This window comes from Microbacterium sp. P5_B6, from assembly GCF_056400345.1.
Genome location: NZ_JBFULL010000006.1, coordinates 318,887 through 339,571, shown reverse-complemented (window position 1 = coordinate 339,571; position 20,685 = coordinate 318,887). Strand labels below are relative to the sequence as shown.

Genomic DNA, 20,685 nt, shown 5'->3' with positions numbered 1-20,685 from the left:
CTACTCGCGACGATCAGCGGGACGACGCGTGCCCGGCGCCGACCTTCGAGCCCGCGATCGGCTTGGCGGCGCCCGAGGCGAAGCCCGAGAGCGCGATGAGCACGACGAGGATCCACAGGGTGGGCAGCAGTCCGATCTCGTGGCTGATCCACCCGAGGATCGGGGGACCGCACAGGAACGCGACGTACCCGATGGTCGCGGCCGCGCTGACGGATGCCGCAGCCTTGGCCGGATCGTCGGCGGCGGCCGACATGCCCAGGGGGAAGCCCAGCGACGCCCCCAGGCCCCACAGCGCGACACCCACGAGGGCGATCGGCATCGAGGTGGCGAGGATGAACGTGATCAGGCCCGTGACAGCCGTGATCGCGAGGATGCGCAGCGTCCAGACGCGGCCGAAGCGGTCGACGACCGGTCCCCCGAGCGCTCGCCCGGCCGTCATGGCGACCGAGAACACGGTGAGTGCGATCGCGCCCTGGGCCTCGGTGCCGCTGTGGCCGTCGACGACCGCGAGCGGCAGCCAGTCGTTCGCACCGCCCTCCGCGAACGCCATTCCGAGCATGATGACCCCGATCGCGTAGGTGCGCGGGTCTCTCCATACGGCGGCCACGGCGGCGAAGCGCTCACGGCGAGTGGGGGTGTCTGCGGCGGTGTCGTCATTCGCCTCGCGCGGAGGCACGAAGGCGACGGCGAAGGCGCCGCCGATCACGATGATGGCGCCCACGGTCCACAGGTGCGGCGCCACTCCGACGCCCCACGCCGTCATGGCGACGCCGACACTCGCGCCGGCAACGGTGCCGAGGCTGAACAGCGCGTGGAAGAGGGGCATGATCGTGCGGTTGGTGGCCTGCTCGATGGCCGCCCCCTCGACGTTCATCATCACGTCGGTGGAGCCCATCCCCATGCCCATGAGGGCCAGACCGGCTGCGGTGACCGCGAACGACGAGAGGGTCTGCACGCCCAGTCCGACGATGAGGATCCCGAGCGCGAAGGTGAGGAGGCCGGCGAAGAGGCCCCGGCGTGCGCCCCAGCGGGCGAGGGCCACGTTGGCGAGGGACAGGCCGATGATCGAGGCCGCGCCCGAGGCGAAGAGCAGGATGCCGACCTCGAAGTCGTTGATCCCGAGCCCGGCCTTGACCGAGGGAACACGCGACGCCCAGGTCGCGAAACCGAGCCCCGTCGCGAAGAAGATCGCGAAGATCGCGAGACGCCAGTGCGAGAGCTGGCGGCGGGAAAGCGCGGTGTCCATCGGAACAGGGTATCGAATCGATTCGAGCCTGGCCAATCCCAACAGGTACGATCGGGCGTGATGAGCACCCGACGCGCCACCATCGCAGACGTCGCCCGCGAGGCGGGCGTCTCCCCCTCCACGGCGTCCGTCGTGTTCAGCGGCAAGACCCCGGTCTCGGAGACGACTCGGCAGCGTGTGCTGGATGCCGCGAAGGAGCTCGGCTACACCGGTCCGGATCCTCGAGCCGCCTCGCTGCGCCGCGGGAGGTCGGGCATCGTCGGGGTCGTCTTCGAGGAGCACCTCGGCCGGGCCTTCCAGGACCCCGTGAAGATCCTGATGATGGACGGCCTGACCGAGAGCGTCGCCGGCATGGGAGCCGGGCTCCTGCTGCTCCGTGATCGCATCGATGATGCGGGCGGTCCTTCGCTCACGACAGCTCCGATCGACGCCGCCGTGCTCGTGGGGTGCAGTGGGATGCTGCGCCAATCGCTGGACGCGGTGCGGGCGCGAGGCATCCCGGTCGTGGTCATCGAAGGCGATGCCGGCGAGGGGGTCCCGCGGGTGGGCCTCGACAATCGCGAGGCGCAGCGGCAGGCGGCAAGCCATGTGCGAGGGCTCGGCCACACCCGCGTCGCGCTCGTCACGCTCCCCGTTCGTACGGGGTGGCCCGGTGGCTGGCTCGAGCCGGAGGAGGACATCACCGTGGATGTGACCCGAGACCGGCTGAGCGGGGCGCGGGACATCTTCCCGGATGCTCCCGCCTACGCGGTCTCCGGAAGCTTCATCGACGAAGGACTCGCCGCCGGCCGCGCGATCTTCGCCGATCCCCTGGAGCGCCCGACCGCCGTCATCGCGCAGAGCGATCTGCTCGCGGCCGGGGTGATCCGCGCTGCCGAGGAGGCGGGACTTCACGTGCCGGCGGATGTGAGCGTGACGGGGTTCGACGGCATCGTCGTCGATGGGCTCGCGCCGTACGTGCTGACGACGATCGTCCAGCCCACCGTGGAGAAGGGGCGTGCCGCGGGACAGGCGGTCGTGGCCATGCTCCAGGGCGAGGCCGCGGCATCCATCGATTTCACGTGTGAATTCCGAGCGGGGAATACAACGGCCCCGCCCTCCGCCTGAGCGCTCGGTTCCCGGGCACCGGCGGCCACCGCGGTCCCCGCGCATAGACTGAACGTGACCCCGAACGCACTGGCTTAGGCTGCGACCCCCGAGGAGGCCGCGCATGCTCATCCTCCTCGGCGCGTTCGCGGTGCTGCCTCTTCTGGTCCCGTGGCTCGTCGGCCGGGTGGGCGCGCGGGCGTTCTATCTCTCCGCGCTTCTGCCGCTCGCGGCCTTCATCCAGGCTGCGATCCAGACCCCGTTCATCGTGGGCGGTGGCGTGAGGTTCGAGACCTACGCGTGGATTCCCGCCCTCGGCATCGACCTCTCGATGCGCATGGACACCCTCGGATGGGTGATGGCCCTCATCGTGACGGGCGTCGGCGCCCTCGTCATGCTCTACTGCCGCTGGTACTTCCGCGGCAAGACCGAAGGCGTCGGGCAGTTCGCGGCCGTGCTGCTGGCCTTCGCCGGAGCGATGTACGGGCTCGTCCTGACCGACGACATCGTCGTGCTCGTCATGTTCTGGGAGGCGACGAGCGTCCTGTCCTATCTCCTCATCGGCTACTACCACCGCCGTGGGGCCAGCCGCCGGGCCGCGCTGCAGGCGCTCCTCGTCACGACGCTGGGCGGACTCGTGATGCTGATCGGCGTCGTGCTGATCGTGGTCGAAGCCGGCACCTCCAGCCTGTCGACGATCCTCGCGGAGGTGCCGGCCGGACCGGTCGTCGACGCCGCCCTGGTGCTCATCCTCGTCGGCGCGCTCAGCAAGTCGGCGATCTTCCCCTTCCACTTCTGGCTGCCGGGAGCGATGGCCGCTCCGACTCCCGTCAGCGCCTACCTGCACGCCGCCGCCATGGTGAAGGCGGGCATCTACCTCATCGCGCGCCTCGCGCCCGTCTTCGCGATCGCTCCGCCGTGGCGCCCCATCGTGGTGTCGCTGGGCGTCTTCACGATGCTCCTCGGTGGGTGGCAGGCTCTGCGAGAGACCGACCTCAAGCGCATCCTCGCGTTCGGGACGGTGAGTCAGCTCGGCTTCCTCACGGTCATGCTCGGGTTCGGAACGAGGGATGCCGCACTCGCGGGTCTTGCGCTGCTCATCGGCCACGCGCTCTTCAAGTCGAGCCTCTTCCTCGTCGTCGGGGTGATCGACCGCCAGCTCTCGACGCGAGACATCCGCGAGCTCAGCGGCCTGGCCCGGCAGGCACCCGTGATGGCCACGTTCTCCGTGCTCGCGGTGGCTTCGATGGTGGGGATCATCCCCACGATCGGGTTCGTCGCCAAAGAGACCGCGCTGACCGCTCTGCTCTACGAGGCCGCGCACGGCTCGGCGTGGGGCATCGTCGCTTTCGCGGGGGTCGTGCTGGGCTCCGTTCTGACCGCCGCCTACGGCGCCCGCTTCCTCTGGGGCGCCTACGGGATCAAGAGGGATGCCGAGGGCGCGCGCCTGCCCGACACCCCGTGGCCCGACCCGCCGATCGGCTTCCTGGGCGCCCCCGTCATCCTCTCCGGGCTGACCCTCGTCGGAGGCCTCGCGGCTCCGCTCCTCGACCGGGCGCTCGCCCCCTATGCAGACACGGCTCCCCCCTCCACACCCGGCATCCCCGCACCCGAGCACAGCGCGCATCTCGCGCTGTGGCACGGGCTGGAGCCCGCGCTCTGGATCTCACTGGCGACGATCGCGGTCGGCATCCTGGTCTTCGCGCTCACGCGTCGCGTGACGATCGCCCGCATCCTGCCCTTCAGCGCCGCGRATGCCTACAACGCAGCCCTCCGAGGCATCGCCCGGCTCTCGGTGATCACGACGAGCTTCACGCAGACGGGGTCGCTTCCCGTGTATGTCGGCACCATCTTCATCGTCTTCGTCGCCGCCGAAGGCACCGTGCTCCTTTCCGGAGGCGAGTGGCGCGCGGATTTCGAGGCGTATCAGACACCGGCCCAGCTGCTGGTGGCGCCGCTCATGATCGTCGCCGGCATCATCGCCACCCGGGCACGCAAGCGTTACACCGGCGTCGTGCTCGTGTCGGTCACGGGCCTCGGCATGGTCGTGCTCTTCGCGACCAGCGGCGCACCTGACCTCGCGCTGACGCAGATCCTCGTCGAGACGGTCACACTCGTCGCGTTCGCGCTGGTCCTCCGCCGCATCCCGTCCCGTCTCGGCGAGCACAATGCCTCGGTCGCGCCGTTCGCGCGCGCATTCCTGGGCGTGGCCGTCGGCCTCACGATGGCGCTCGTCGCCCTCGTTGCGACGGGGGCGCGCACCGCGACCTCCGTCTCGTCGGAGTGGACGCGGCTCGCGTACGAGCTCGGCCATGGGAAGAACACCGTGAACGTGGCCCTGGTCGACATCCGCGGCTGGGACACCATGGGCGAGCTCTCCGTCCTGATCGTGGCGGCGACGGGCGTGGCTTCGCTCGTCTTCGTCACCCATCGGGCGGACACGCTCTCGGTGATGACCGCTCCGCTTCCGCGCGTCGCGTCGCGGTCGCGCCGCCTGCTGGTCGAGACCGAGGACGGCCCGCGCCCGCAGACGGCCGACCTCCGTCACCGCCCGCAGGCCTGGCTCGTCGGTGGACAGCGGGTCGACCCGGAGAACCGCTCGATCATCCTCGAGGTGATCGTGCGGATCCTGTTCCACACGATCATCATCGTGTCGCTCTACGTGCTCTTCGCGGGGCACAACCTCCCCGGCGGCGGATTCGCCGGAGGGCTCATCGCCGGCATGGCCCTCGTCATGCGGTACGTGGCGGGCGGCCGCCACGAGCTCGGGGCCGCAGCGCCCACCGATGCCGGACGCCTCCTGGGCGTCGGTATGACCATCGCCGTCGCCTGTGCGACGGCGCCTCTCCTGCTCGGGCTCCCGCCGTTGAAGAGCGCATTCCTCGAACTCGATGTCGCGGGGCTGGGCACCGTCGAATTCGTCACGTCGACGCTGTTCGACGTCGGGGTGTACCTCGTCGTCATCGGACTCGTCCTCGATGTGCTCCGCAGTCTCGGCGCAGAGGTCGACCGGCAGACCCAGGAGCTGCGGTCGGCGCGCGCCGGGGCGGAGATCTCGTGACCGTCTCCCTCGTCCTGATCGTCATCATGGCGGTGCTCTTCGCCTGCGGCGTCTACGCGATGCTCGAACGCAGTCTGACGCGCGTGCTGATCGGGTTCCTCCTGCTCGGCAACGCCGCGAACCTCCTCCTGCTCGTCGTCATGGGCGATCCGGGTGCCGCGCCGTTCTACGGCACCGAGGGTGCGACATCCGATCCGCTCCCCCAAGCACTCACGCTGACCGCCATCGTCATCACCTTCGCGGTGTCGGCGTTCCTCCTCGCGCTCATCTACCGCTCGTGGCAGCTCGGGCAGGCCGACACGTTCACCGACGACGAAGCAGACCTCGCGGTCCGCGGGCGCGCGATCGCGGCCGAAGCGGCGATCGACGGCGAGGCCGAGTTCCAGCGCGACGACGCGGTGACCGACTTCGTCGGCGTCGACACGGCGCCGATCACCGTGCTCGGCAGCCGTGACTTCCCCGGAATCGTCGATGACGCTCCGTCCGATGAGCCCCGGCGCCGGTCCTCGCCGGAGGATGGGGGCGATGCGCCGTGAACGCCCTCGTTCCGCTCCTGGCGACGCTGCCCCTCCTCGGGGCGGCCATCGCCCTCATCGCCGGCCGCCATCGGCGGGTGCAGGTGGCTGTGTCGATCGTGACGCTGAGCCTCGTGCTGATCATCGCCGCGGTGCTCCTGTACGTCGTCGACAGTGGAGGGCAGGCGCTCGCCGTCTCAGTGGGAGGGTGGCCGGTTCCGTTCGGGATCGTCCTGTACGTCGACCGGCTTTCGGCGCTGCTCGTCGTCGTGTCGAGCATCGTGCTGCTGGCGGTGCTGCTCTTCTCGGTCGGACAGGGCGCCGCAGACGGKGACGACGAGACTCCGGTCTCGATCTTCCACCCGTCGTACCTCATCCTGTCGGCGGGCATCTTCACCGCCTTCATCGCGGGCGATCTCTTCAATCTGTACGTCGGGTTCGAGATCCTGCTGGTCGCGTCCTACGTGCTCATCACCCTCGGCTCCACCGAGTCCCGGATCCGCACCGGCGTGGTCTACATCGTCGTGTCGCTGGTCTCGTCCATCCTCTTCCTCGCCGCGATCGCGATGATCTACGGGGCGCTGGGAACGGTCAACATGATGCAGATCTCGGAGCGGATGACACAGCTGCCGCCCGACACGCAGCTGCTGCTGCACCTCATGCTGCTGCTCGCCTTCAGCATCAAGGCGGCCGTGTTCCCGCTGTCGTTCTGGCTGCCCGACTCGTATCCGACCGCTCCGGCGCCCGTCACGGCGGTGTTCGCCGGCCTCCTGACGAAGGTCGGGGTCTACGCCCTCATCCGCACCGAAACGCAGCTCTTCGCCGACAGCGACGTCAATCTGCTGCTGATGATCGTGGCGCTGGCGACGATGATCGTCGGCGTGCTCGGCGCCGTCGCCCAGGCCGAGCTCAAGCGCATCCTGTCGTTCACGCTCGTGAGCCACGTCGGGTACATGGTGTTCGGCCTCGCAATCGCCACCCCCGCCGCGATCGGGGCCACGATCTACTACATGGTCCACCACATCGTGGTGCAGACGACGCTGTTCCTCGCCATCGGCCTGATCGAGCGCCGAGCAGGGAGCACGTCGATCCTGCGGGTCAAGGGGCTCATGCGGGCGGCCCCGGTGATCGCCGTGCTGTACTTCATCCCGGCCATCAACCTGGGCGGCCTCCCGCCCTTCTCGGGCTTCATCGGCAAGTACGCGCTGTTCGACGCCGCAGCGGAGGTGGGCACGCCGATCATGATGGTGCTGATCGTCGGAGGCATCGTCACCAGCCTGCTGACGCTCTACGCCCTGATGCGTGCGTGGAACCTCTCGTTCTGGCGCGAGGAGGAGGACTCGGCCGAGACGGAATCCCGCATCTCGTACCTCGGCTCGGCCCCCGCAGCCGGCATCGAGACCGAGCGCCGCGTCATCCCGAGCATCATGACGATGACGACGGCCGGCATGGTGGGAGTGACGATCGCGCTCACGGTCTTCGCGGGCCCCCTGTACGAGGTCTGCTCCCGCATCGGGGACTCGCTGCTCGAGCCCGTCAGCCTGACGCAGCTGCAGGAGGAGGTGGGACAGTGAGCCCCGATTCACGGCAGAGCCCGCGCCGGATCGCAGCCCAGGCGTGGCGGCAGCTCCCCTTCTTCGTGTGGCTCGTCGCGCTGTGGATGCTGCTCTGGGGCCAGTTCACCGTGGTGGCGTTCCTCACCGGCGTGGCGGCGGCGGTCGTCGTGACTCGCGTCTTCCGCCTTCCGCCGGTGGAGCTGTCGGGCCGGGTGAACCTCTGGTGGGGCCTTGTCTTCGTGCTCGAGTTCCTCGTGGCGCTCGTGCGAGGCTCCCTCACCGTCGCCTGGCAGGTGTTCGACTTCCGGCGGCAGCCGGGCGCCGCCGTGATCGCGGTGCCGCTGCGGATCGACGACGACCTGATCATGACGCACACGGCGGTGACGGCATCCCTTATTCCCGGATCCCTCATCATCGACGCCGACCGCGACCGGCGGATCCTGTACCTGCACATCATCGGCGTCCGCTCGGATCAGGATGTCGAGCACCAGCGCGAGAGCATCCTGCTGTGGGAGGAGCGCATCGTGCGCGCCGTCGGCTCGCACGCCCAGATCGACCGCGTCGCCGCGGCCAAGGCCGGAGCCGCCTCGTGAGCCTGTTCATCTTCGTCATCGCGGCCGTCTTCGCCGCCGCGGCGCTCGTGACCCTCTGGCGGATCGTCGTAGGTCCTTCGATCCTCGACCGTGCCGTCGCCGCCGATGTGCTGCTGACGCTGGTGATGTGCGCGCTCGGGGCAGAGATGGCGATCAACCACCACACCCGCACGCTCCCCGTGCTGCTCGTCATCGCCGCACTGGGCGTCTTCGGCTCGGTGTCGATCGCCCGCTGGGTCGCCCGAAGGGATGGTGACACCTCATGACCGCCGTACTGGATGTGATCGCGCTCGTGCTCATCGCGCTGGGGGCGCTGCTGTGTCTCAGCGCGGCCATCGGGCTGGTGCGCTTCCGGGATGTGCCCACGCGGCTGCACGCCGCGACGAAGCCCCAGGTGCTGGGAATGGTGCTCATCTCCCTGGCGATCGCACTGTCGCTGCGATCCTGGCCGGTCGTCGCCTTCCTCGTGCCTGTGGTGCTCGTCCAGTTCGCCACCGCGCCTCTTTCGGCGCACATGGTGGGGCGGCAGGCCTATCGCAACGGGACGATCGATCGGCACTCCCTGCGCGTCGACGAGCTGGCCGAGTCACGCGAGACCCCCCCTGCCGCGGGCGGCTGACGACTCCCGCGACAGGACTCTTGAAGGCTCAGGATGCCGGGACGAGCGTCAGCGTGTCGGTGGTGGCCGCATCGACCGCCTCCTGACTGAAGGCCCAGGGCGTGGTCTGCATGCTGCGCCAGGTTTCCACCTGATCGACGTAGTTCTTGTGGAAGGCGTGACCGCTTGCTCCGGTGAGGTGGTTCCAGCCTGATGCATCGAGGTCGGACAGGTCGACGATCATGCGCATCGACGGCACCGTCACCGTCTCGAATCCCTCGCCGAGAGTCCAGCCGGTCGCGTTCACCACCGAGCTGCCGCCGCCCACCGGGTAGGGGCCCCGGTTGAAGAGCCACTCGATGGGCGCGATGCCCGATGACCCGAAGGTGCCGCTGGTGAGGGTGAGCGCGTGCAGCTGTCCCCAGTTCCAGCGCTCGGGACGGTCGCCCTGGAGCGCCGCGAGTCGCTTGTAGGCGTCTTCGGCCGTGCGCTCCAGCATCTCGTCCTGGCTCGAGACGCCGAGTTCGGGGTTGGTCCACCATGGCGACGAGGGGTCGTCGAGCAGTCGGTCGACCACCAGGAAGAGCCTCCCCTGGCCTGAGAGCGGGGCCGGTGTCTCGCGCCCGCGGACGAAGAGATTCTGCACGAGCTCGTCCCAGAGGACATTGGCGTAGGCCGCGGCAGCGGAATCAGCCGTGCTCTGCGCGTCCCAGGTGCCGAGCAGCTCGATGGCGGCATCCGCCTCGTCGTCACCGGTGCTGCGGCCGTCATAGACTGCGGCGAGCCGCATGCCCATCCAGAACTGATCGTCCGCCTGGATGTCACGGACGTCTTCAGCCGTCAGCCTGCCGTTGGCGGCCGTGCGCTCGATGAGCTCTGTGATGCGCGCCGCCCGCCAGCCGTAATCCCAGTCATTGGTGAGGAAGTACGGGTACGCGGCGCTGACGATGGCATTGTTCGCCGTCACGATGTATCCCTCGTCCGGATTGAACGAGACGGGCAGCTCCTCGAAGGGGATGTACCCCGTCCAGTCGTAGGCGGAGTCCCAGCCGGGCTGGGGCAGCGAGCCGTCGCCTGCCCCGCGGATCGGAAGCCGTCCCGGCGTCTGGTAGCCGATGTTGCCGGTCACGTCGGCGTACACGAGGTTCTGGGCGGGGACGTCGAAGAGCGCCGCGGCCGCGCGGAAGGCCGTGAAGTCCTGCGCGGCGTTCATCGCGAAGAGAGCGGATGCCGTGGTCCCGGGCTGCAGGGCGGTCCACTGCAGGCTCACCGCATAGTCGCCCGCGGGCGGGTCGGCGGGGGACGCGGCGACCCCGCCCGTGCCCGTGTACGGGTCGTCGGCGATCGCGGTGAAGTCCGGGGTGAGGCCGGAGATGATGGGGCCGTGCACGGTCGAGCGGATCGTCAGCTCGACCGGATCGCCGCCCGCGACCTTGATGGTCTCGGTGCGCTCGTCCAGCGGGACCTGGGCGCCGTCGCGCCAGTACTGGTCGCCCTCGACCTTCTCGAGGTACAGATCGGTGACGTCTGTCGTGAGGTTGGTGAACCCCCACGCGATCTGGCTGTTGTGCCCGATGACCACCCCGGGTACGCCTGAGAAGCCGAAGCCGGCGACGTCGAACGGGCATGTGTCGCTCACCGGGGCGCAGCGCAGCCCGATCTGGTGCCAGACGCTCGGCAGATCCGCTCCGAGGTGCGGATCGTTCGCGAGGAGCGGCATCCCGGACTCGGTCAGCTCGCCGGAGATCACCCACGAGTTGGATCCGATGCCCTCGCCGGTGTCGCCGACGAGGGCCGACACCGCCTCGACCACGCTCCCGACCTCCTGCCAGTTCACGGAGGCGGTCACAGCGGTGGGAGCGGCATCCGTCCCGAGCGCGGACCCGACGGGCTGAATTGCGCCCTCGATCGCGGTGATCTTCGGGACGATCACCGGGTTCCGGTCGAAGGGATAGGCCGGGTACAGCTCCGAGATCTGCTCGGGCGTGAAGTCAGGCGCCATGAGAGCGCGCTCGGTCTCGGTCTCGATGTTGCCGCGGAGGTCCCAGGCCATGGCCTTGAGCCACGCGACGGAATCGGCGGGTGTCCACGGCTCGATCTCGTAGCCGGGGTTCTGCAGCCCGAGGACGGCGTACTCGAGCGAGGCTGCGGATCCCTGGTGATCGGCGAGGTAGGCGTTGACGCCCTCGGCGTAGGCGTCGTAGTAGCCACGCACCGACTCGTCGAGCGCCTCGACCTCCTGCTCGGCGACTTCTCGCCAGCCGAGTGTGCGGAGGAAGGTATCGGTCGCGACCTGCGATTCGCCGAACAGCTCGGCCACCCGCCCCGCCGTGACGTGCCGGCGGAAGTCCATCTCCCAGAACCGGTCCTGCGCGTGCACGTACCCCTGCGCGTAGAAGAGGTCATGCGAGCTTCCCGCGGTGATGACGGGGATGCCGAGGCCATCGCGCTGCACCGAGACTTCGGCGTCGAGACCCGGCACGGCCACCTCGCCCGACACCTGCGGGAACGAACGCTGCACGGTGAAGGCGACGAGCCCGACTCCGACGAGGGCGAGAATGATGAGCCCCGCCACGATTCCGAAGGCTATGGCTCCGATCCTCCGCCCCAGGGATCGCTCCCGCGGGGTCGGGACGGGGCCTGTGGCGGTCTTCGGCATTGAAGCTTCCTTTGCGTGTGGCGTGCCGGGACCGCGTTTCACGCGAGACGGACCCGAGTGCCACGCGTTCGGGTCGCGAGGGCACCGTCTGGCATCGTATCCCGGGATGCCACGGGATGCCGCGACCGGCGTTTTCCGCCGGTGCCGGCTCAGCCGATCAGGCTGGGCTGCAGATCCCGGAGCGTCCGGAAATGCGTCATCCTCGTCACCCCGATCGCGGCGAGGACGAGTCCTCCGAGCATCCAGCCGACGAGCGAGAGCGCGTCCGTGCTCACGCGCGCGAGGTCGCCGCCGTACATGAGCTGGCGCATCGCATCGACGACGAAGCCCATCGGCAGCACCTGGTGGACCGTCCCGAGCGGGTCAGGAAGGGTCTGCCACGGGAAGGTGCCGCCCGCCGTCACGAGCTGCACCACCATGAGGACGAGCCCGAGGAACTGCCCCACCGACCCGAGCCACACGTTGAGCGCGAGGATGACCGCCGCGTAGGTGAACGACGCGAGCACCATGACGCCGAGGGTTCCCAGCGGGTTGGCGAACCCGAAGCCCAGGGCGAACGCGAGCACCGCGAACAGCCCCGCCATCTGGAGACCGCCCAGGATCGCCGGGGTGAGCCAGCCTGCCGCCGTCACGCGGATCGGTGAATGGAGGGCCGTGACGGCGCGCCGCGAGATCGGCTTGACGATGAGGAACAGGGCGTAGATGCCGATCCAGCCGGCGAGGGCGGCGAAGAACGGTGCCAGGCCCGCACCGTAGTCGGCGGCCGAGGCGACCTTGCCGGACTCGACCGACACGGGGTCGGAGATCGTCTGCGCCTGACGGTCGCGGAGGTCCGCGGAGGAGTCGGGGATCGAGTCGACTCCGGCCGCAAGCCCGTCGCGCAGCTGTCCCGCACCGTCCGAAAGCGTCACGAGACCATCCGCGAGAGCGGTGGCCCCGGTGCTCAGCCGGCCGCTGCCGTCGGCGGCGGAGTCGGCGCCCGTGGCGACCTGCGCAGCCCCGGTGGCGACCTGCGACGCGCCGGCGGCGAGTGCGTCCACCTTGTTCACGGCCGCCTGCACGGTGTCGTCCCCGCGGCGGAGCTCGTCTGCCACGGGATCCAGCTTCGCCAGGACCGCGTCGATCTGCGACGCATCGAGTCCCTGCTCGGCCAGGGACTGCGCGATCCCGGTGCGGACCTCGGGGAGAGCCTCGGCGGCCGCCTGCACGGCGGTGCCGGCCCGGTCGGCGTAGTCGGCGATCGTCTGGGTGCCTGCGGCGACCTGCCGGGCGCCGTCCGCGACCTCGTGTGCACCCGAGGCGAGCGTCCTGGTCCCTGCCGCGAGCTGGGCCGCTCCTTCGTCGACCTGCTGGGCGCCGACTGCGGCCCCGGCTGCGCCGTCGGCCAGCTGGACGGCACCGTCGACCGCGTCCGAAAGCTGCACCCGGATGTCGGCGATGCCGGTGAGCAGCTGACCTGCGGCCTCCTTGGCGACGAGCTGCGCGACCGAGGCGCGGATCTTCTCGACCGCCTGGGTGCCGATCGTCGAGGCGAGGTAGTTGTTCGCGTCGTTCGTCTCGAGCTGGATCGTCGCCTGGATCGGCTGATCCCCGGATGCCGAGGCGAGGGCCGCCGAGAAGTCCGACGGGATCACCACGGTGAAATCCACGGTCCCGCCCTCGAGGGCGTGCTCGGCGTCAGACGCCGACATGGCACGCCAGTCGAACGCCGCTCCCTCGAGCAGCTCGTCGGCGATGCGCTCGCCGTAGTTCGACGCGGGTTCGTCACCGGATGCCGCCACCCCGGTGTCGGCGTTCACCAGCGCGACGGGGATCTCGCCGAACCTGCCGTACGGGTCCTGATTCGCCCACAGGTAGAGACCGCCGTAGAGCACGGGGACGAGGAGGAGCGCGACCAGGGCGATGACCGACATGCGGGTGGCCGTGAGCCGTCTCAGCTCGGCCGAGATCATGGCCGGGATCTTCATGAGCGTCCGCCCGGTGTGCCGTGCGCGCTGAGTGCCCGGGTGGGCCGCGGGCGGACGCGGCTCGAGCGCAGGCGGGCACCGGTGTGTCGCGCGGGTGAGCGGAGCACCGTGACGGATGCCTCCCCCGCGATGACCAGCACGGCGCAGCCGCGCGCGGCGAGCTGCTCAGCGAGCGCCCACCACTCCCGGGGGTCGCCGCCGTGGCGGTCGGGAGAGACGAGCACCACGCCTTCCACTCCCTCGCGGAGGATCGCCAGCTCGAGGAGCAGCCGCAGGCGCTGGGTGGGGGCGACGTCGGCGATGGGCACGCGAGCGAGGTCGCGCGCGCCGGCCTCGTCGAGCCAGCGCAGGGCGGCGACCGGGTGGGAGGCGCGTCCCGCGAACATGAGCTCTTCGGCGACGATGCCGGCCACGGTGACGTTGGAGGCGGGTTCGGAGACGTCGGGAGCATCCACCAGTGCCACGCGGCGGCGGAGGGCGGAGGCATCCTTCGCGCCGTCGATCGTCACGTTCCCGGTGTCGGGACGCATGCGACCGGCCGCGATGAGCCCGAGGATCGTCGGCCGCTGCTCGGTCTCGGAGATGGCGAGACGTGCGCGACCGGAGGCGAACTCGACGGTCGTCTCGGGCAGGGCCAGGCCATCGCGACCTTTGGAGACCCCGGTGAGCGCGACGAGCATCAGGCGTCCTCGAGCAGAATCGGGTGCTCGGCGAGCAGCGCCACGGATTCGGTCCACGACAGTCCCGCGATGCTGAGCACCGCGCGGACGGCGAGCGAACGCGCGTCCGCGGTCGACGCGTCCATGCGGGTGATCACAGCGCGTGCGGCCTCTTCGACCAGCCGTGCGAGCGTGGGCGCTGCGACATCGGTGCGCAGCGTGCCGCGCTCCTGGCCCGCGCGAACGATGTCGGCGACCCGCATGCGCAGCGGGGCGAGCGCCTCGGCCGTCTCGTGCACGTGCGCCTCGTCGAGTGCGATGGATGCCACCGCCTGCACGTGCGCGGCTTCACGGAACAGCAGGGAGGCAAGACGGGCGAGCGCGACACGCGCATCCGCGTCCTCGATGCCGAGTGCGATGCCGTTGAAGCGCTGGGCCCCGTTCGCGATGACCGCGCGCACGAGCGCGTCGCGGTCGTCGAAGTGCCCGTACAGCGCTCGCCGGGAAAGGCCGGCCGCGCGGGCGATCGCGTCGATCGAGGCGTGCGGGTCCCGCGCGATGAGGTCGGTGGCCGCGCCGAGGATGTCGGCGCGGTTCTCGATCGCGTCGCGTCGCGGGCGTCGCTGGGCGGAGGTGGATGTGCTCACCACCTCATGCTAGCTAAGTTGCACACTCATGTGCAACTTAGACTCAGTCAGTCGGTGCCGAAGTCGAAGGCGGCACCCTCGGTGACGGCATCCGTCGCATCCGCCAGGGCCTCTTCCGCGGCATTGAGCGGGAGAGCGGCCTCGGTGATGTCGCCGCTCTCGCCCGCGGTGACGCGGCCGACGAGGGCACCCGTCGCGCCGCCGATGAGCCCGAGTCCCGCGTACTGCTCGAGCCGCGCGCGCGAGTCGGCGATGTCGAGGTTGCGCATCGTGAGCTGCCCGATGCGGTCGGTCGGTCCGAACGCGGCGTCGCCGACGCGCTCCATCGAGAGCTTGTCGGGTGAATACGACATGCCGGCGGCCACCGTGTTGAGGATCGTGTAGTCGTCGCCCCGGCGCAGGCGCACCGTCACGCTTCCCGTGATGGTCGACCCGACCCACTTCTGGATCGACTCGCGCAGCATCAGCGACTGCGGCTCGAGCCAGCGCCCTTCGTACATCAGGCGGCCGAGGCGGCGACCCTGCTCGTGGTAGGTCGCGAGGGTGTCTTCATTCAGGATGCTGTTCACCAGGCGCTCGTACGCGATGAAGAGGAGTGCCATCCCCGGAGCCTCGTAGATCCCGCGCGACTTCGCCTCGATGATGCGGTTCTCGATCTGGTCGCTCATGCCGAGGCCGTGGCGGCCGCCGATGCGGTTCGCCTCGAGCACCAGCTCGACCGGGTCGGTGAAGTCCTGGCCGTTGATGGCCACCGGCCGCCCGCCCTCGAAGGAGACGGTGATGTCTTCGGTCTCGATCTCGACCGCGGGGTCCCAGAAGCGGACCCCCATGATCGGCTCGACCGTCTCGAGTGACACGTCCAGGTGCTCCAGCGTCTTGGCCTCGTGCGTCGCACCCCAGATGTTGGCGTCCGTGGAGTACGCCTTCTCGGCGCTGTCGCGGTAGGGGAAGCCGTGCTCGACGAGCCACTCGCTCATCTCTTTGCGACCGCCGAGCTCGGTGACGAAGTCCGCATCGAGCCACGGCTTGTAGATGCGCAGGGCGGGGTTGGCGAGCAGGCCGTAGCGGTAGAACCGCTCGATGTCGTTGCCCTTGTAGGTCGAGCCGTCACCCCAGATGTCGACGCCGTCCTCCTTCATCGCCCGCACGAGCAGCGTGCCCGTCACAGCCCGGCCGAGCGGCGTCGTGTTGAAGTAGGTGCGGCCGCCCGAGCGGATGTGGAAGGCGCCGCATGCGAGGGCCACGAAACCCTCCTCGACGAGGGCGGTCTTGCAGTCGACGATGCGGGCCACCTCGGCGCCGTATTCGAGCGCGCGGCCGGGGATCGCATCGATGTCGTCTTCGTCGGGCTGACCGAGGTCGCCCGTGTAGGTGCAGGGAACGGCGCCCTTGTCTCGCATCCAGGCGACGGCGACGGAAGTGTCGAGTCCCCCTGAGAAGGCGATGCCGACGCGCTCGCCGACGGGCAGGGACTGAAGGACCTTCGACATGCCCTCAAGTCTACTGAGCGGCATCCCGCGCCCATTTCGCGCCCGTTGCCCGGAGCAGGAGCACCCGTCAGATGGCGCCGGCTGCGCCTCGACGTCTGCCCACCCAGACCACGAGGGTCGCGGCAAGCGAGATCGCGACGGCGATTCCCACGACGTAGACGGCCACGCCCGCATAGCCGTTGTCGAAGCCGTTCGGATTCAGGAACGGATACGGATACCAGAACGGCTCGCCTGTGCTGGGGCTCGTCGTGAGTGGTCCGCGCAGGAGCGTGTAGATCACCCACACGATGGGGAAGACGAGCACTGCGAGAATCGAGCTCCATGGCAGCGCGCGCCGCCGCGGTCCGAGCAGGAGGTCGGCCGCCAGTGCCAGCGGCCCGACCACGTGCAGCACCTCGTTCGACCACGGCACGGTCGTCCCCTGCGGGAGCGGGATGCCGCGCAGCAGAGTGTTGTACACCACTCCCGTCACGAGCATGTAGGTGGTCGCGCAGGCGAGCACGACCGCGAGCGAGCGCGGCTCCCGGGCAGCGGCATCCCGTCGCCCTCTCGTCCAGAACCAGACGGCGGCCCACGCGAGCGCGGTCACCGCGATGACGTTCGAGAGGACGGTGAAGAAGCTGAAGAAGTTGGCGGTCGTCGTGGCGACGTCGCGTCCGGCCTCGATCGCGCCGCCGATCGTACGCGAGGCCTGCGCGAGGATGGCGGCTCCGATCAGGAGCGCCACCGCGGCCCTGACCACCGTCCAGAACTGTGCCCAGGCAGGGGTCCGCGTCATGGGCTCACCCTAGCGAGAGACGCCAGAGGGCGGGATGCCGCATCCTGCGTCATCCCGCCCCCGCTGTCGCCTGGCTCAGTGCGCGAGCCGCCCCGCCGTCGGTGCCGCGCCTGCGCGAGTCGCTGCCCGCTTCTCGCGGAAGTGCCCGATCATGATGATCCCGATGCCGAGCACGATGAAACCCGCGAGAATCACCCCGATGTACATCAGAGCCGACGGGTAGCCGCCGGCACGATGCGGGTCGAGGAAGAAATACGGGTACCACCACGCGGTGCTGCCGTCCGGGTTCGCGACCAGTTCGCCGCGGATCATCGTGTAGGCGGTCCACGCCAGCGGGTAGCCGACGATCACCCCCAGTGACCACCAGGGCAGCCCGCGCCGGCGTGGCGCCAGCAGCAGGTCGAGCACGAAGTAGATCGGCATGACCACGTGGAGGACATCCGTCGCGTAGGAGTCGAGCAAGGCGATCCCGGCGGAGTCGCCCAGCGCGACTTCACTGGGAGCTCCCCTGAGAAGAGCATTGAATACCAGGCCGAGCAGGATGAGCGGTCCTGCCACGGCCGCCATCCCGAGAGCGATGCTGAGCGGTTCGGGAGATGTTCCCGGATGCCGCTGCCACCAGGTAGCCGCTGCCACGAGGACCACGACGCTCAAGAGCGACGAGATGATCGTGAAGAGACTGAAGTAGTTCGCGAGCACGGCCCCCAGATCCTGCCCGAGGCGTGCCGCGCGATCCACATTGACGATGAATCCGGCGACGACCCCCGAGAGGGCTGTGACCGCCGCCGCGATCCTGATCCATACCCAATACATGAGACGACCTTTCGTGATGATGTGTCGTCTCCCCCGCCATCAGGTGTAGTGGGTGCGGTCCCGCAGGTCCCGAAAGTAGGTGAGCCCTGTTATACGGAAACCGACTGGCTGACATCCTTTTTGTACTCAGTGCACAACGTGTCCCCCGAAAAGCGGACACGCATTGTCGGATGCGGTTTTCCCCCGGTGAGAAGCAAGTACTCCGAGCCTGCCCGCCTCCCCGCCCTTGCCGAAGAGGTGCTGGATGGCCCGCTCGATAGGATGGGGTGTACCGTCGGCCACCACCCGGGGAGTGACCCATGCCAGGAATCGTGATCGTCGGCGTCCAGTGGGGCGACGAAGGCAAGGGGAAGGCCACGGATCTGCTCGGTGAGCGGACCGATTGGGTCGTCAAGTTCAACGGCGGCAACAACGCCGGCCACACCGTCGTCATCGGCGACGAGAAGTACGCCCTCCACCTTCTTCCGTCGGGCATCCTCTCCCCCGGCGTCAATCCGGTCATCGGGAACGGCGTCGTCATCGACCTCGAGGTGCTCTTCTATGAGCTCGAGGCGCTGCACGCGCGCGGCCTCGACACCTCGCGCCTGCGCATCAGCGCGAACGCGCACATCATCACGCAGTACCACCGCGTGCTCGACCGTGTGACAGAGCGCTTCCTGGGCAAGCGCCAGATCGGCACGACCGGCCGCGGCATCGGGCCCGCCTACGCCGACAAGATCAACCGCGTCGGCATCCGGGTGCAGGACCTCTTCGACGAGAACATCCTGCGGCAGAAGGTCGAGGGCGCCCTCGACCAGAAGAACCACCTGCTCCTGAAGGTCTACAACCGCCGCGCGATCGCGGTGGACGCCGTCGTCGAGGACCTGCTCTCGTACGTCGACCGGCTCCGGCCCATGGTGGCCGACACCGGCCTCCTGCTCAATGAGGCGCTCGACGCAGGCGATGTCGTCGTCTTCGAGGGCGGCCAGGCGACGATGCTCGACGTCGATCACGGCACCTATCCGTTCGTCACTTCGTCGTCCGCGACGTCGGGGGGAGCGGCCACAGGATCGGGCGTGGGTCCGAATCGCCTCGACCGGATCGTCGGCATCGTGAAGGCGTATACGACTCGCGTGGGCTCGGGCCCCTTCCCGACGGAGCTGTTCGATGAGCAGGGGGACTGGCTCCGATCACGCGGCTTCGAGTTCGGCACCACCACCGGGCGGCCCCGCCGGGTCGGCTGGTACGACGCCCCCATCACGCGGTACGCGACGCGCATCAACGGCATCACCGATCTGGTGCTCACCAAGCTCGACATCCTCTCCGGGCTCGACGAGATCCCCGTGTGCGTCGCTTACGACGTCGACGGCGAGCGATTCGACGAACTGCCCGTCAGCCAGACGGACTTCCACCACGCCAAGCCGATCCTCGAGCACTTCGCGGGCTGGAAGGACGACATCTCGGGGGCGCGCACCTTCGAGGACCTTCCCCTCCAGGCGCAGGACTACGTCCTCGCCCTCGAGAAGATGAGCGGCACGCGCATCTCGGTCATCGGCGTCGGACCTGCGCGGGACGCGGTCATCGTCCGCCACGGCCTCGTCGACTGATGGCTCTTCCCGGCGGGGGCTCCGCGCGTCGCCTGCCTCCCACCGACCGATGAGGCCCTTCGACAAGCGGTTCCTGAGTAGGCCGCGCAGCGCACGTATCGAAGGGCTCAGGAACCGCGAACCTCATCGGTCGGACGGAACCGACCGATGAGGTTCTGGCTCGGCGGCTACTCCGCAGACAGGGGCGGAGCGGCGACCGGCATCGGCGTGCTCGACGCGGGTGCCGCTGACGACCCGCTCGCGGGGGGCTCGCTCGGCTTCGCGGGCGACGCCGCGATCACTGCGGGGTCGCCGTCCTGGCTGACCAACCACCCGACGCTCGAGGTCGTCTACGCGGCGCTGGAGGGCGCCGGCACGGTTCAGGCGTTCCGCCGGACCGGCGAGGCATCCTTCGTCCGCCTCGGGCCCCCGGTCGAGGCCGGCGAGTCCGTCTGCCACGTCGCCGTCGCGCCGGACGGCAGCTCGCTGGTCGCCAGCTGCTGGAGCGACGGCCGCGTGGTGCGCATGGACCTGGATGCCGCAGGGCGCCCCTCTGCGCCGGTCATCGCCCCCGCCGCGGTCGATCCGCATGCAGCACCCGGCCCGGATGCCGCACCCGCACGTGCCATCGGGTTCGACATCGACCTGGCGGCTGCGGCCCGCGCCCTCCGAGCCGCGGCCGGTGAGGAGTACGCCCACCTGGTCCCCGATCACGAGCCCCAGCCACCGCTGGTGCCGACGAATGCGCAGGGGGACGAATCCCGGCCCTCGCACGCGCACCAGGCGGTGTTCCTGCCAGGCGGAACGGTCGCGACGACCGACATGGGGCTCGACCTCGTCCGGTTCTGGCGCATCGGAGCCGGCGGTCTGACACCGACTCAAGAGGTCGTGCTGCCGAGAGGATCGGGTCCGCGTCATACCGTGTGGCATCCGAGCGGCCACCTCTATGTCGTGACGGAGCTCTCGCACGAGGTCTTCGTCCTGACGCCCGACGCGTCCGGTGCGTGGCGCCTCATCGGGGGCACGCACCTGGGGGCCGGCATCCTGCCCACCGACACAGCAGCCGAGCTGGCGCCGTCGCGGGACAAGCACTTCCTCTACGCCGGCGTACGCGGAAGCGACACCATCGCCGTCCTTCGCGTGCGCGGAACGGGCGAGACGGTCGAGCCGCTCGCGCTCGTCGAGGCGGGCGTGCATTGGCCGCGCCATCACGTCGTCGCCCGCGACACCCTGCTTGTGGCCGGGCAGCTCGCCGACGAGGTCGTCTCGCTCGGCATCGACCTGCGCACCGGCGTTCCGGGCCGCGTGCGTCACCGTTCCGCCGCCCCGGCTCCGACCTGCCTGCTGCCGGCCCGCTGACCCCTCCGCGCTCCTCCCCCACCAGGGGTGAGAGGAGCATCGGGTGCCCACCCCTCCCCTACCAGCCACGGCGGCGCGGGGTTAGCGTGAAGT

Annotated in this window: 17 protein-coding genes; 9 read left to right on the top strand and 8 right to left on the bottom strand. The window is 69.6% G+C overall.

The features are described from left to right. Nucleotides 1-13: 13 nt before the first annotated feature. Nucleotides 14-1,246, bottom strand: coding sequence for an MFS transporter (locus AC1DP3_RS10905; RefSeq protein ID WP_477293189.1), 1,233 nt, complete (start codon nucleotides 1,244-1,246; stop codon nucleotides 14-16). Nucleotides 1,247-1,306: 60 nt separating this feature from the next. On the opposite strand from AC1DP3_RS10905, the gene AC1DP3_RS10900 reads away from it, so the two are divergent. From AC1DP3_RS10900 to mnhG, 7 genes are all read left to right on the top strand, one after another. After that, entirely contained in the window at nucleotides 1,307-2,353 is a 1,047-nt protein-coding gene (locus tag AC1DP3_RS10900; protein WP_477293188.1) for a LacI family DNA-binding transcriptional regulator, read from the top strand. Nucleotides 2,354-2,456: 103 nt separating this feature from the next. Next, a complete protein-coding gene (locus AC1DP3_RS10895; RefSeq protein ID WP_477293187.1) occupies nucleotides 2,457-5,393 on the top strand; it encodes a Na+/H+ antiporter subunit A in 2,937 nt (978 codons plus the stop codon). Continuing rightward, complete coding sequence (locus AC1DP3_RS10890; RefSeq protein WP_477293186.1) at nucleotides 5,390-5,929, top strand: Na(+)/H(+) antiporter subunit C; 540 nt, start codon at nucleotides 5,390-5,392, stop codon at nucleotides 5,927-5,929. The genes AC1DP3_RS10895 and AC1DP3_RS10890 overlap by 4 nt, the downstream gene beginning before the upstream one ends. Beyond that, nucleotides 5,926-7,482 (top strand): Na+/H+ antiporter subunit D, encoded by a 1,557-nt coding sequence (locus AC1DP3_RS10885; RefSeq protein ID WP_477293185.1) that lies wholly within the window; start codon nucleotides 5,926-5,928, stop codon nucleotides 7,480-7,482. The genes AC1DP3_RS10890 and AC1DP3_RS10885 overlap by 4 nt, the downstream gene beginning before the upstream one ends. Next, a complete protein-coding gene (locus tag AC1DP3_RS10880; RefSeq protein WP_477293184.1) occupies nucleotides 7,479-8,057 on the top strand; it encodes a Na+/H+ antiporter subunit E in 579 nt (192 codons plus the stop codon). The genes AC1DP3_RS10885 and AC1DP3_RS10880 overlap by 4 nt, the downstream gene beginning before the upstream one ends. Next, nucleotides 8,054-8,323 carry an MrpF/PhaF family protein gene (locus tag AC1DP3_RS10875; RefSeq protein WP_477293183.1) on the top strand — a complete coding sequence of 90 codons (270 nt, stop codon included), beginning with the start codon at nucleotides 8,054-8,056 and terminating at the stop codon, nucleotides 8,321-8,323. The genes AC1DP3_RS10880 and AC1DP3_RS10875 overlap by 4 nt, the downstream gene beginning before the upstream one ends. Beyond that, on the top strand, nucleotides 8,320-8,676 hold the full coding sequence (gene mnhG, locus AC1DP3_RS10870) for a monovalent cation/H(+) antiporter subunit G (protein ID WP_477293182.1): 357 nt from the start codon (nucleotides 8,320-8,322) through the stop codon (nucleotides 8,674-8,676). Before AC1DP3_RS10875 ends, mnhG begins: the two co-directional genes overlap by 4 nt. Before the next feature lie 28 nt (nucleotides 8,677-8,704). Here mnhG and AC1DP3_RS10865 read toward each other — a convergent pair whose 3' ends face one another. The 7 genes from AC1DP3_RS10865 to AC1DP3_RS10835 all read right to left on the bottom strand — a co-directional run bounded on the left by AC1DP3_RS10865 (nucleotide 8,705) and on the right by AC1DP3_RS10835 (nucleotide 17,668). Further along, nucleotides 8,705-11,314 carry a penicillin acylase family protein gene (locus AC1DP3_RS10865; protein ID WP_477293181.1) on the bottom strand — a complete coding sequence of 870 codons (2,610 nt, stop codon included), beginning with the start codon at nucleotides 11,312-11,314 and terminating at the stop codon, nucleotides 8,705-8,707. 149 nt (nucleotides 11,315-11,463) lie between these two features. Then, complete coding sequence (locus AC1DP3_RS10860) at nucleotides 11,464-13,281, bottom strand: YhgE/Pip family protein (RefSeq protein ID WP_477293180.1); 1,818 nt, start codon at nucleotides 13,279-13,281, stop codon at nucleotides 11,464-11,466. Beyond that, complete coding sequence (locus AC1DP3_RS10855; RefSeq protein WP_477293179.1) at nucleotides 13,278-13,961, bottom strand: hypothetical protein; 684 nt, start codon at nucleotides 13,959-13,961, stop codon at nucleotides 13,278-13,280. Before AC1DP3_RS10855 ends, AC1DP3_RS10860 begins: the two co-directional genes overlap by 4 nt. Further along, the gene (locus tag AC1DP3_RS10850) at nucleotides 13,961-14,587 is read right to left on the bottom strand and encodes a TetR/AcrR family transcriptional regulator (protein WP_477293178.1); all 627 of its coding nucleotides are present in this window, start codon (nucleotides 14,585-14,587) and stop codon (nucleotides 13,961-13,963) included. Before AC1DP3_RS10850 ends, AC1DP3_RS10855 begins: the two co-directional genes overlap by 1 nt. 47 nt (nucleotides 14,588-14,634) lie before the next feature. Next, entirely contained in the window at nucleotides 14,635-16,077 is a 1,443-nt protein-coding gene (gene argG / locus AC1DP3_RS10845; RefSeq protein ID WP_477293177.1) for an argininosuccinate synthase, read from the bottom strand. A 67-nt stretch (nucleotides 16,078-16,144) separates the two neighbouring features. Beyond that, entirely contained in the window at nucleotides 16,145-16,855 is a 711-nt protein-coding gene (locus tag AC1DP3_RS10840) for a Pr6Pr family membrane protein (protein ID WP_477293176.1), read from the bottom strand. 75 nt (nucleotides 16,856-16,930) lie between these two features. Continuing rightward, complete coding sequence (locus AC1DP3_RS10835; RefSeq protein ID WP_477293175.1) at nucleotides 16,931-17,668, bottom strand: Pr6Pr family membrane protein; 738 nt, start codon at nucleotides 17,666-17,668, stop codon at nucleotides 16,931-16,933. Between the two features lie 299 nt (nucleotides 17,669-17,967). Between AC1DP3_RS10835 and AC1DP3_RS10830 the strand changes: the two genes are divergently transcribed. Together AC1DP3_RS10830 and AC1DP3_RS10825 are read left to right on the top strand one after the other, a co-directional pair. Beyond that, nucleotides 17,968-19,254, top strand: a complete 1,287-nt coding sequence (locus AC1DP3_RS10830) for an adenylosuccinate synthase (RefSeq protein WP_477293174.1) — start codon at nucleotides 17,968-17,970, stop codon at nucleotides 19,252-19,254. 147 nt (nucleotides 19,255-19,401) lie between these two features. Then, entirely contained in the window at nucleotides 19,402-20,592 is a 1,191-nt protein-coding gene (locus tag AC1DP3_RS10825) for a lactonase family protein (RefSeq protein WP_477293173.1), read from the top strand. Nucleotides 20,593-20,685 lie beyond the last annotated feature (93 nt).